Source organism: Micromonospora sp. DT62, assembly GCF_049847285.1.
In the GTDB taxonomy this organism is placed as follows: Bacteria; Actinomycetota; Actinomycetes; order Mycobacteriales; family Micromonosporaceae; genus Micromonospora; species Micromonospora reichwaldensis.
This window is the reverse complement of sequence record NZ_JBNCOB010000028.1, coordinates 60,602-71,843: the sequence shown is the minus strand read 5'-3', so window position 1 is coordinate 71,843 and position 11,242 is coordinate 60,602. Positions and strand designations below refer to the sequence as shown.

The 11,242-nt window shown below is 72.8% G+C and carries 10 protein-coding genes and 3 pseudogenes; 2 read left to right on the top strand and 11 right to left on the bottom strand.

All coding sequences use genetic code 11. The features are described 5' to 3' along the window. Positions 1 to 72: 72 nt before the first annotated feature. The 9 genes and pseudogenes from era to ACPXCB_RS27080 form a co-directional block, all read right to left on the bottom strand. On the bottom strand, positions 73 to 969 hold the full coding sequence (era, locus tag ACPXCB_RS27120) for a GTPase Era (RefSeq protein WP_425878572.1): 897 nt from the start codon (positions 967 to 969) through the stop codon (positions 73 to 75). Beyond that, positions 966 to 1,352 carry a cytidine deaminase gene (locus tag ACPXCB_RS27115; protein WP_425695122.1) on the bottom strand — a complete coding sequence of 129 codons (387 nt, stop codon included), beginning with the start codon at positions 1,350 to 1,352 and terminating at the stop codon, positions 966 to 968. The genes era and ACPXCB_RS27115 overlap by 4 nt, the downstream gene beginning before the upstream one ends. Next, the gene (locus tag ACPXCB_RS27110) at positions 1,345 to 2,757 is read right to left on the bottom strand and encodes a hemolysin family protein (protein ID WP_425878609.1); all 1,413 of its coding nucleotides are present in this window, start codon (positions 2,755 to 2,757) and stop codon (positions 1,345 to 1,347) included. The genes ACPXCB_RS27115 and ACPXCB_RS27110 overlap by 8 nt, the downstream gene beginning before the upstream one ends. Further along, positions 2,733 to 3,206 (bottom strand): rRNA maturation RNase YbeY, encoded by a 474-nt coding sequence (ybeY, locus tag ACPXCB_RS27105; protein ID WP_132240405.1) that lies wholly within the window; start codon positions 3,204 to 3,206, stop codon positions 2,733 to 2,735. Before ybeY ends, ACPXCB_RS27110 begins: the two co-directional genes overlap by 25 nt. Before the next feature lie 15 nt (positions 3,207 to 3,221). Beyond that, positions 3,222 to 3,581, bottom strand: a pseudogene (locus tag ACPXCB_RS27100) (PhoH family protein); the annotation flags it as partial. A 264-nt stretch (positions 3,582 to 3,845) separates the two neighbouring features. Further along, positions 3,846 to 4,328: pseudogene (locus tag ACPXCB_RS27095) on the bottom strand (LAGLIDADG family homing endonuclease); the annotation flags it as partial. Between the two features lie 278 nt (positions 4,329 to 4,606). After that, positions 4,607 to 5,348 (bottom strand): annotated as a pseudogene (locus tag ACPXCB_RS27090) (PhoH family protein); the annotation flags it as partial. A gap of 209 nt (positions 5,349 to 5,557) precedes the next feature. Next, positions 5,558 to 6,934 (bottom strand): serine hydrolase domain-containing protein, encoded by a 1,377-nt coding sequence (locus tag ACPXCB_RS27085; protein WP_425878570.1) that lies wholly within the window; start codon positions 6,932 to 6,934, stop codon positions 5,558 to 5,560. Beyond that, on the bottom strand, positions 6,931 to 7,290 hold the full coding sequence (locus ACPXCB_RS27080; RefSeq protein WP_327029320.1) for a histidine triad nucleotide-binding protein: 360 nt from the start codon (positions 7,288 to 7,290) through the stop codon (positions 6,931 to 6,933). The genes ACPXCB_RS27085 and ACPXCB_RS27080 overlap by 4 nt, the downstream gene beginning before the upstream one ends. Before the next feature lie 92 nt (positions 7,291 to 7,382). On the opposite strand from ACPXCB_RS27080, the gene ACPXCB_RS27075 reads away from it, so the two are divergent. Together ACPXCB_RS27075 and ppk2 are read left to right on the top strand one after the other, a co-directional pair. Beyond that, complete coding sequence (locus tag ACPXCB_RS27075; protein ID WP_425878568.1) at positions 7,383 to 8,144, top strand: SDR family NAD(P)-dependent oxidoreductase; 762 nt, start codon at positions 7,383 to 7,385, stop codon at positions 8,142 to 8,144. Between the two features lie 74 nt (positions 8,145 to 8,218). Beyond that, complete coding sequence (gene ppk2 / locus ACPXCB_RS27070) at positions 8,219 to 9,127, top strand: polyphosphate kinase 2 (protein WP_327029322.1); 909 nt, start codon at positions 8,219 to 8,221, stop codon at positions 9,125 to 9,127. Between the two features lie 114 nt (positions 9,128 to 9,241). Here the strand turns inward: ppk2 and ACPXCB_RS27065 are convergent, their stop codons facing one another. Next, on the bottom strand, positions 9,242 to 9,976 hold the full coding sequence (locus ACPXCB_RS27065; protein WP_425878566.1) for a 16S rRNA (uracil(1498)-N(3))-methyltransferase: 735 nt from the start codon (positions 9,974 to 9,976) through the stop codon (positions 9,242 to 9,244). Positions 9,977 to 10,023: 47 nt separating this feature from the next. Further along, positions 10,024 to 11,169, bottom strand: coding sequence for a molecular chaperone DnaJ (gene dnaJ / locus ACPXCB_RS27060; protein WP_425878608.1), 1,146 nt, complete (start codon positions 11,167 to 11,169; stop codon positions 10,024 to 10,026). Positions 11,170 to 11,242: the final 73 nt, after the last annotated feature.

The window sequence follows — 11,242 nt, the reverse complement described above, 5'->3', positions numbered from 1 at the left end:
ATACGTCCGACCGATACCGATCATGCGTCGGACGGCCTCTGGGCCGGGACGCGGCGCGTCCCGGCCCCGGCGTCAGAAGCCCAGCTTGCGCAGCTGCTTCGGATCCCGCTGCCAGTCCTTCGCCACCCGGACGTGCAGGTCGAGGTAGACCCGGGTGCCGAGCAGCTCCTCGATCTGCCGGCGGGCGGTGGTGCCGACGTGCTTGAGCCGGCTCGCCCGGTGGCCGATCACGATCGCCTTCTGGCTGGGTCGCTCGACGTAGACATCGGCGTAGATCTTCATGAGCCGGCCCTCGGGGACCATCTCCTCGACGACCACCGCGATGGAGTGCGGCAGCTCGTCGCGGACGCCCTCCAGGGCGGCCTCCCGGATCAACTCGGCGACCAGCACCTGCTCCGGGTCGTCGGTGAGCATGTCGTCGGGGTAGAGCTGCGGCGACTCGGGCAGGTAGCCGGTCATCACGTCGACCAGGGTGTCCACCTGGTGCCCGGAGACCGCGCTGACCGGCACCACCTCGGCGAACTCACCCAGCTCGCTGACCGCGAGCAGTTGCTCGACCAGCCGCTTGCGGTCCACCAGGTCGGTCTTCGTGACCACCGCCAGCACGGTGGCCTTCAACTCGGCCAGCTCGCCGGTGATGAACCGGTCGCCCCGCCCGATCGGCTCGTCCGCCGGGATGCAGAGGCCGATCACGTCGACCTCGCTCCAGGTCTGCCGCACCAGGTCGTTGAGGCGCTCGCCGAGCAGCGTACGGGGGCGGTGCAGGCCCGGGGTGTCGACCAGCACGAGCTGGGACTCCGGGCGGTGCAGGACGGCCCGGATGATGTGCCTGGTCGTCTGCGGCTTGTTCGACGTGATGGCGATCTTCTGCCCGACGATCGCGTTGGTCAGCGTCGACTTGCCGGCGTTCGGCCGACCGACGAAACAGGCGAAACCGGCCCGGTAGGGGCGCGGCTGGAGATCGCTCACTCGACCACCGTGCCGAGGACGGACCCGTCCGGGGCGGCCACGTGGATCGGCGCGTCCGCGGCGAGGTCGCGTACCGCCGCGTGCCCCGCGCCGTCCAGCGTCGACGCCTCGGTGACCACCACGGCGGCCTCCAGCCGGATCGCGCCGGCCGCCACCGCGGACGCCACCGCGAGCTGGAGCGCGGTGATCGTCAACGACGGCAGCGACACGCTGGCCGCGGCGTACGTCCGACCGTCCTGGTCGCGGACCGCCGCGCCCTCCACGGCGCCCACCCGGCCACGCGCGCCCCGGGCCAGGACGACCAGCTTGCCGTCCTCGGCGCTCAGCTCGACCGGGTCGGACGGGGTGGGCCGGGCGGCCGGTACGGCGGGTGACTCAGGCATCGGCGGGTTGCCTCTCCTCGGATCGGTTCGTGTCGTCCCGGGGCTCGGCGTGCTCGCCACGCCCCGGGCCGTTCTGCGTGTCGGTCGACTCCGCCCGGTTCACCAGCACGGTGTCGATCCGGTTGCGTCGGCCGGTGGTGCCCTCGGCGACCAACTGGAGCCCGGCGACCTCGACCTGCGCCCCGGGGATCGGGACCCGGCCCAGGGACTGGGCCAACAGGCCGCCGACGGTCTCCACCTCGTCGGTGGGGAGGTCGGTGTCGAACAGCTCGCCCAGATCCTCCACCGGGAGCCGCGCGGTGACCCGCACCGCCCCGTCGTCGAGGTGCTCGACCGGCGGGCGCTCGACATCGTACTCGTCGGTGATCTCACCGACGATCTCCTCCAGGATGTCCTCGATGGTGACCAGCCCGCCGGTGCCGCCGTACTCGTCGACGACGATGACCAGGTGGTTGCGGGCGGCCTGCATCTCCGAGAGCAGGTCGTCGACCGGCTTGGACTCGGGCACGAAGGTGGCGGGGCGCATCAGCTCGGCGACCGGGAGCTGCCGGTCCTCCGGGGCACCGCCCTGGGTCCGCCGGATCAGGTCCTTGAGGTAGAGCACGCCGAGCACGTCGTCGACGCTCTCGCCGATGACCGGGATCCGGGAGAAACCGGAGCGCAGGAAGAGCGCCAACGCCTGGGAGAGCGTCTTGCGTTCCTCTATCCACACCATCTCGGTACGCGGCACCATCACCTCCCGGGCGATGGTGTCGCCGAGCGCGAAGACCGAGTGGATCATCTGCCGCTCGCCGTGCTCCACGACACCGCGCTGCTCGGCCAGGTCGACCAGCTCGCGCAGCTCCACCTGGGTGGCGAACGGACCCTCCCGGAAGCCCCGGCCGGGTGTGACCGCGTTGCCGATCAGGATCAGCAGCGAGGCGAGCGGGTTGAGCGCCCGGCCCAGCCAGCGGACCAGCGGGGCGACGGACCGCCCGACCACGTACGCGTGCTGCCGGCCGATGGTCCGGGGGCCGACCCCGACCACCACGAAGCTGATCACGGTCATCGCGCCGGCGGTGACCAGCGCCGCGCGCCAGCCCGCGCCGAAGGTGTCGACCGCGACCAGCGCCACCAGGGTGGTGGCGGTCAGCTCGGCGAGCAGCCGCAGCAGGAGCAGGAGGTTGAGGTGGCGGACCACGTCCCCGGCGACGGCCTGGAGCGTCCGTGCGCCCCGCGCGCCGTCGCGGGCCAGTTCGGCGGCGCGGGCGGGCGAGATCGCGGCGAGGGCCGCCTCGGTCATGGCGATGAGGCCGGCCAGCACCACCAGGCCGGCCGCGATGACCAGTAGTTGCAGGTCGGGCAGGCCGGTGGCGGCGGCCGCCAGTGTCGGGGTGGCCATCACCGGGACCGGGTCGACCGCCAGCTCGCCAGCAGCCGGGCCTGGAGGGCGAACATCTCCCGTTCCTCCTCCGGCTCGGCGTGGTCGTAGCCGAGCAGGTGCAGCACCCCGTGCACGGTGAGCAGGTGCAGCTCGTCGGCGGCGGCGTGACCGGCGGTGGCCGCCTGCTTGGCCGCCACCTCCGGGCAGAGCACGATGTCGCCGAGCAGTGCGGGCTCGCCGCCGGCGGCGGACGTCTCGCCGGGCCCGTGGTCGACGCTGCCCTCGTCCATGGGGAAGGCGAGCACGTCGGTCGGGCCGTCGCCGCCCATCCACCGGTGGTTGAGCTCGGTCATGTAGTCGATGTCGACCAGCAGCACGGACAGCTCGGCGAGGGGGTTGACCCCCATCTCGTCGAGGGCGTGCCGGGCCACGGCGAGCACGGCGTCGGTGTCGACGTCGACACCCGACTCGTTGGCGATCTCGATGGACAACAGTCTTCCCTCGGTCTAGCGGCGCCGGCCGGCCCGGCCGCCCTGGGCGGATCGCCCCGGCACGGCGTGCACGCTCTGCGCCTGCTGGTTCTCCCGCTCGTCCCAGCGGGCGTACGCGTCGACGATCTCACCGACCAGCCGGTGGCGGACCACGTCGGAGCTGGAGAGCTCGGCGAAGTGCACGTCCTCCACGTTCTCCAGGATCTCCCGGACCACCCGCAGGCCGCTGGTCGTGCCGCCGGGGAGGTCCACCTGGGTGACGTCACCGGTGACGACGATCTTGGAATTGAAGCCGAGCCGGGTGAGGAACATCTTCATCTGCTCGGGCGTGGTGTTCTGCGCCTCGTCGAGGATGATGAACGCGTCGTTGAGCGTGTTGTGCGTGACCAGGAAGTCGTCGGTCACGTACAGCGAGTCCTCCGCCGCGACCTGGATGCACATCGTCTCCTGAAACCCCGCCGGGAGGATCGAGTCGATAAAGCGCATCGGCCGACCGCCCCCGTGCTCGTCGTACAGCCGGCGCTTGCGCGACAGGCGGAACGGCGACACACCGGCGGGAAGCCGGATCTCCACGACGTACGCGTCGGCGCGGTAGGGAACAGGACGTCCCTTGGCCAGCCCTGGTTTGCGGCCCTCGGCCTCCCGCACCCGCCACGTGGCCACGCCGCCGAGCGACTGGACCAGGTGCACCACGTCGTCCCGCAGCCGCGGGGAGGTCGTCGAGTACTGCACCCGGCACGTGCGCCCGGCCTGGACGACCGGCCCACCGTCGCTGTCCAGCAGACCTTGAAGCACGGCCAGACGGACGTCGACGCTGTTGTTCTTGTAGACGTCGGGCACGAACTTCGTGCCCGACGTGGCCCCGGCCAGACCCAGCTCGCGGACGGCGAGCGTGACCGGGTTGGCGACGATCACCCCGCCCCGGTGCCCGTTGACGTGCCGGAGGACGTAGTCGTAGTCGCCCTTGCGGACGAGTTCGATGTCGGGCAGCGCTTCCTCGAGTGCGACGGCGAGCTCCGGATCCGCCGTGCAGAAGGCGGGCGTCGCTCGTGACGAGATCGAGCCGTCCCCGAGCAACAGACCAACCGCGTACGGGTCGAGCGGGACGTCCTGCGGCTCCATGTGCACGGGCGCCACGACCGGAAGCTCGTACCGGCGGGCGTGCCCCCGCCGCTCCTTGCCGACCATCTGGCGCGTCTCGAGGGTGCGCCGACGGCCGCGTCGCTTGTCCTCCAGTGTCGCTACGGTCCAGAGGTGCTCGCCGCAGCAGAGGGTGGACGCGCCGTCCTGGGCGGTGACCCGGTAGACCTGCTTGCGTCCCTGCGGGAAGATGCCGATCACCGGCGTGGGCGTCCCGTTCGAGCCGATCACCAGATCACCCACCCGGAGCGACCCGAACGGCTTGAAGCCTTCCGGAGTCAGGACCCGGGCGTCATAGGGCTGCGCCCGCCCCCGCATGTACGCCAGCGGCGCGACCTCGATCGTGCCCGCCGCCATCAGCTTGGGGATGGAATCCGGGTCGAGCATGTCGTGCAGCGCGTCGTAGAGCGGGCGCAGGTAGGGGTCGATCTTCTCGTTCAGCGTGCCGGGCAGGAAGCCGAGCCGCTCCCCCGCCTCGACCGCCGGCCGGGTCAGGATGATGCGGTTGACCTGCTTGGCCTGCAACGCCTGGACGGCCTTCGCCATCGCCAGGTAGGTCTTGCCGGTGCCGGCGGGGCCGATGCCGAAGACGATGGTGTGCGCGTCGATAGCGTCGACGTAGCGCTTCTGCCCCAGCGTCTTGGGACGGATGGTGCGGCCGCGCCGGGAGAGGATGTTGAGCGTCAGGACCTCGGCGGGCCGCTCGGCGCCGCCCTGCTCGAGCATGCCGACGGTACGCCGGACGGCGTCAGTGGTCAGGGTCTCGCCTTTCTCGATGAGTTCCAGCAGCTCGCTGAAGATCCGCTCGGCGAGGGCGTTGTCGGCGGGGGCGCCGGTGATGGTTATCTCGTTGCCCCGGACGTGCACGTCGCTGTCGACCGAGCGCTCGACCAGTCGCAGGATCTCGTCACCCGCGCCGAGCAGGTTGACCATGATCTTGGAATCCGGGACGGTGATCCTGGTCTGCACCCGGGGCGGGCCGGGAGGTGGGGTGCCGGTCATAGGTCGGGCCGACGGGCCCTGCGCACCTGCTCTCGATCTCGGCGCCGGCCTGCTGGCGCGGCGCGCTGACGTTACTGCCATCTTATCTTTCCAACAGCGGCGGCACCCTGCCCATTTCCGCGCGTGGGGCACGGGCGGACCAGTCACCCCGTCCGCGGCCGGGGCGGACCGGACGGGGCGGGTCCCCGGCCCGTCCGGTCGCGCGCCCGTCAGGAGCCGGCTCGGAAGTCGTACCGCTCGAAGGTCTCCTGGTGCCGGGTGAACCGGTAGGTCGCCCAGTGCATCCGGACCACCGTGCCGTGCTCGTCCCGGGTCAGCCGGAGCAGCTCGCCCGCCTCCCGGCCGGAGACCGTGCGGAACACGTCCGGCCGGTCCGGCAGCGTGACGAAGACCGACGGCGGCTTGCCCGCCGGATCGTCGGCGCCCCGGGCCCGCAGCTCGCCGTCGTGCCAGGAGAAGACGTACTCGAAACCCTCCCCCCACCAGCGGCCGAGCAGCCCGCGTACGCCCTCGGGGGCGGGCGGGCCCGGCTGCCACGGCGTGACGTCGGCGGGGTCGTGCTCGACCGCGGCGGCCAGCAGCCGGTGCGGCAGGTCGAGGACCTCGCCGGCGGTGCCGGAGGAGCCGAGCACCGCGACCCCCATGGCGCCGGGAGTGCCCTCCCCGCCGCGCCGGCCGTAGACGCCGGCCAGGAATCCGGGCATCGCGCCGTCGTGGCCGACGTGCATGATCCGCTCGCCCTGCGGCACCAGGATCAGCCCCAGCCCGAAGCCGCCGGCCCAGAGCGTCTCGTCGGTGACGGTCGCCGGCCAGCGCATCTCGTCGAGCGTGGCCGGGGCGAGCACGGCGCTGGCCGGGTCCAGCGCCGCCGGGTCGGCGAGGAAGGCCGCCCAGCGGGCCATGTCGGAGGCGGTGCTCCAGAGCTGCGCCGCCGGACCGACCGCCCCGAAGTCGGTCGGCGGCTCGGGGCGCGCCTCGTCGGAGTAGGCGTCGACCAGGAACCCGGTCGCGGCGTGCGGCCCGGGTTCCGTCGAGGTCTCGGCCAGCCCCAGCGGGGTCAGGACCCGCTCGGCGAGCACCTCCGCCCAGGTGCCGCCCCGCAGGTGGCCGACGAGCCGGCCGAGCAGCGCCATGCCGAGGTTCGAGTAGTGGTAGCGGCGGCCCGGGGGCAGCACCCGCTCGGCCCGGGCCAGGTCGGCGACCAGGCCGTCGGCGTCCGGCGTGCGCAGGGTGTCCCAGACGTCGCCGTACGGCTCGCGTTGCAGGCCGGCGGTGTGCGACAGCAGCCGGCGCACCGTCAGCTCGCCGTGGGCCGGCAGGTCCAGGTGCCGGCCCAGCGGGTCGTCGAGGTCCAGCAGGCCGTCGTCGCGGCACTGGAGGGTCAGCACGGCGGTGAACGTCTTCGTGACCGACCCGATCCGGAACCGGGTGCCCGGCCCCAGTTCGGTGTCGTTGCCGGTCCCGCCGACGGCGCACGTCCAGAGCGGGCGGTCCGCCCGGTGCAGGGCCGCCGACACCGCCGGTACCCGGGCCTGCGCCTGGACCGTCCGGACCATCCGCGACAGGCGGTCGCCGACCGCCGTCACGCGAGGTTCCGGGCCAGCATCGGGCCCAGCGGCGCCCCGCCGAGCACGTGCGCGTGCACGTGGAAGACCTCCTGGCCGCCGTACGCGCCGGTGTTGAACATCAGCCGGAAGCCGTCGCCGAGCAGCCCCTCGTCCTCGGCCACGGCGGCGGCCGTGGCGAGCACCTCCCCGGCCAGCGCCGGATCGCCCTGGGCGAGCGCCGCCACGTCGGCGTAGTGCTCCTTCGGGATGACCAGCACGTGCACCGGCGCCTTCGGGTCGATGTCGCGGAAGGCGAGCGTGGTGGCGGTTTCCCGGACGATCGTGGCCGGGATCTCCCCGGCGACGATGCGGCAGAAGAGGCAGTCGGTTCCCATCGGGGCAGTGTAAGGAAGGGCACCTTGTCAACGCCTTCGGTAGCGGAAGGGTCCCTTCCTCGCACCAGGGCCGGCCGGGCATGATGGCCGGCGTGACTTCACGGGCGGTACTGGTGACGGGGGCCTCGCGCGGCATCGGGCGGGCGGTGGCGACCGCGTTCGCGGCAGGCGGCGACCGGGTGGCGATCCACCACCGGGACTCGGCGGAGCTGGCCGAGCGGCTACGCGCCGAACTGCCCGGTGAGGGGCACGTCGTGGTCCGCGCCGACCTCACCGACCCGGACGCCGTACGGGCCATGGTCGACGAGGCGGCCGGCCTGCTCGGCGGGCTCGACGTGCTGGTCAACAACGCCGGGGTGTACGGCGAGCGGGACGCCCCGCACCCGGTCTTCGGCGCCTCCTACGAGCAGTGGCGCGCGCAGTGGCGGCAGGTGCTGGAGACCAACCTGACCGGCGCGGGCAACGTCATCTGGTGCGTAGCACAGCACATGCGCGACCGGGGCGGCCGGATCGTCAACGTCTCCTCCCGGGGCGCCTTCCGGGGCGAGCCGGAGCAGCCGGCGTACGGGGCGAGCAAGGCGGGGCTGAACGCGCTGGGGCAGTCGCTGGCGGTGGCCCTCGCCCCGTACGGCATCACGATCGCGACGGTCGCCCCGGGCTTCGTGGAGACCGACATGACCACCGGGCACCTGAGCGGGGAGCGGGGCGCCGCGATCCGGGCGCAGAGCCCGTTCAACCGGGTGGCCCGCCCCGAGGAGATCGCCGCCGCCGTGCACTGGCTCGCCTCCCCGCAGGCGGAGTGGGCCTCCGGCACCATCGTCGACCTGAACGGCGCCTCCTACCTGCGCAGCTGACCGGCCCGGTCCCTCAGCGAACTCCCAGCGTGGCGGGGGTGACGGTGGGCACTGCCGGGGTAAGGGTTGCCGGCATGACGGACAGCGTGCTGGACCTCACCGACGACTACCAGGTGGTCGACGGTCACGACGACGATCCCGTACTGCTGCGCCCGGACGGCAGCCCGGTGGACACCTGGCGGGAGGACTACCCGTACGACGAGCGGATGGAGCGCACGGAGTACGACCACCACAAGCGGCTGCTCCAGATCGAGCTGCTGAAGCTCCAGGACTGGATCCGGGAGTCCGGTGAGCGGCTCGTGATCCTCTTCGAGGGGCGCGACGCGGCCGGCAAGGGCGGGACCATCAAGCGCTTCATGGAGCACCTCAATCCGCGCGGCGCGTCGGTGGTGGCCCTGGCCAAGCCGAACGAGCGGGAGTCCACCCAGTGGTACTTCCAGCGGTGGCTCGGGCACCTGCCGGCGGCCGGCGAGATCGTGCTGTTCGACCGGTCCTGGTACAACCGCGCCGGGGTGGAGCGGGTGATGGGCTTCTGCACCCGCAAGGAGTACCTCGAGTTCCTCCGCCAGGCCCCCGAACTGGAGAGGATGCTGGTGCGCTCGGGCATCCGCCTGGTCAAGTTCTGGTTCTCGGTATCCCAGAACGAACAGCGCACCCGGTTCGCCGTCCGCCAGGTGGACCCGGTGCGGCAGTGGAAGCTCTCCGACATGGACATCGCCTCGCTCGACAAGTGGGACGAGTACACCGAGGCCAAGGAGGCGATGTTCTTCTACACCGACACCGCCGACGCACCGTGGACGGTGTTGAAGAGCAACGACAAGAAGCGGGCCCGGATCGAGGCGATGCGCCACGTGCTGAGCCGCTTCGACTACCACGACAAGGACCACGAGGTGGTCGGCGTACCGGACCCGCTGATCATCGGCCCGGCCGGGCTGGACCTGGACCCGGAGGAACAGACGGTGCACGTCTTTCCCAGGCTCTGACCTCCGCCGGACGCGCGCCCCGACCATGCCGGACGAGATGTCCTGGCCGGCGACGGTCACCGACGAGGCCCGCACCGCTGATGACCGACCCGTCGAGTCGAGTACCGCCGGCGGTCACCAGTGGCCGAGGCGGGTGGCCAGGACACTGAGGGCAGCCACCCCGGCGGTCGACGTACGCAGCACCGAGGGCCCCAGCCGCACCGGCCGGGCGCCTGCCTCGGTGAAGGCGGTCAGCTCGGCCGGGGCGATGCCGCCCTCCGGGCCGACGACCAGCACGATCTCACCGGCGGTGGGCAGCTCGACGGTGGTCAGCCGCTCCCGCGCCTCCTCGTGCAGGACGAACGTCGCGGCGGCGCCCGCGATCCGGCGGGCCACCGTCGCGGTGGACTCGTCGGGGGCGCCGGCCACCACCGGCAGCCACGACCGGCGGGCCTGCTTCGCCGCCTCCCGGGCCGTCGCCACCCACTTCTCCCGGGCCCGGGCGCCCCGGTCGCCGCGCCACTGCGCCACCGAGCGGGACGCCGCCCAGGGCACGATCTCGTCCACCCCGACCTCGGTCATCGCCTGCACGGCCAGCTCGCCCCGGTCGCCCTTGGCGATGCCCTGCACCACGACGAGCCGGGGGACGGCTGCGTCGACGTACCCCCGGGAGATGACGTCGAGTTCGAGGCTGCCCCGGCCGACGGCCGTGACCACCGCGGACGCGGTGCCGCCCCTGCCGTCGGCGAGCAGCAGTTCCTCGCCGACGCGCAGTCGTTGCACCGTGGCGGCGTGGTGCCCCTCGGGGCCGCCCAGGGTGAGCTGGTCGGCGGTGGGCAGCGACTCGACCAGGAACAGCGGCGCGGACACGACGATCAGGCTAGCCGCCCCGGCGGACGCCGGGGCGGTCAGGCCGCTCAGGGGTGGCCGTTGAAGGCGTCGCGCATCCGGGAGAAAAAGCCGCCCTGCTTGGTGAGCTCGGCGACCTCCTCGCCCCGGGTCTTGGCGAAGTCGCGCAGCATCTTCTCCTGGTCGGCGTCGAGCTTGGTGGGGGTGCGCACGTCGAGGTGGACGTAGAGGTCACCCCGGCCGGTGCCACGCAGGTGCGGCACGCCCCGGGCGCGCAGCCGCAGCGTGCTGCCCGGCTGGGTGCCGGCCTTGACGTCGACCGTCTCCTCGCTGTCCAGCGTCTTGATGGTCAGCCGGGTGCCGAGGGCCGCCGCGGTCATCGGCACCGTGACCCGGCAGTGCAGGTCGTCGCCCTTACGGGAGTAGACGTCGTGCGGCCGCTCGTGGATCTCCACGTAGAGGTCGCCGGCCGTGCCGCCGCCCGGGCCGACCTCACCCTGCTGGGCGAGGCGGATGCGCATGCCGTCCTCGACGCCGGCCGGGATCTTGACGGTCAGCGAACGGCGGGTGCGGACGCGGCCGTCGCCGGCGCAGGTCGGGCACGGGTGCGGGATGGTGGTGCCGTGCCCCTGGCAGACCGTGCACGGCCGGGCGGACACGACCTGGCCGAGGAAGGTGCGCTGCACGGACTGCACCTCGCCCCGGCCGGCGCACGCCTCACAGGTGGCCAGGTGGGTGCCGGCCGCCGTGCCGGCGCCGGAGCAGGTGGTGCAGAGCACGGCGGTGTCGACGGTGATCGGCGCCTCGACGCCGAACGCGGTCTCGTGCAGGTCCAGCTCCAGCCGCAGGATGGCGTCGGCGCCGGGCCGGGTACGCGGTCGGGGACCCCGCGAACCGCCGGCCGCGCCGCCGAAGAACGCGTCCATGATGTCCTGGAAGCCGACGAACGGGCCGGCGCCGCCGGGGCCGCCCGGGCCACCCGCGCCCCCGCCGCCGGGGGCGAGCGGGTCACCGCCCAGGTCGACGATCTGCCGTTTCCGGTCGTCCGAGAGGACCTCGTACGCGGCGTTGATGTCCTTGAACTTCTCCTGGGCCTCCGGATCCGGATTCACGTCCGGGTGGAACTGCCGCGCCAGCTTGCGGTAGGCGCGCTTGATCTCGTCGTCGGAGGCTTCCCGGCTCACGCCGAGAATGCCGTAGTAGTCCCTGGCCACTGCGTTCCGTGTCCTCATGTTCGTCTCGCGTTGCGCCGGTCGGCGGCCGGAGCCGGCCGTCGGCCCTGACTGG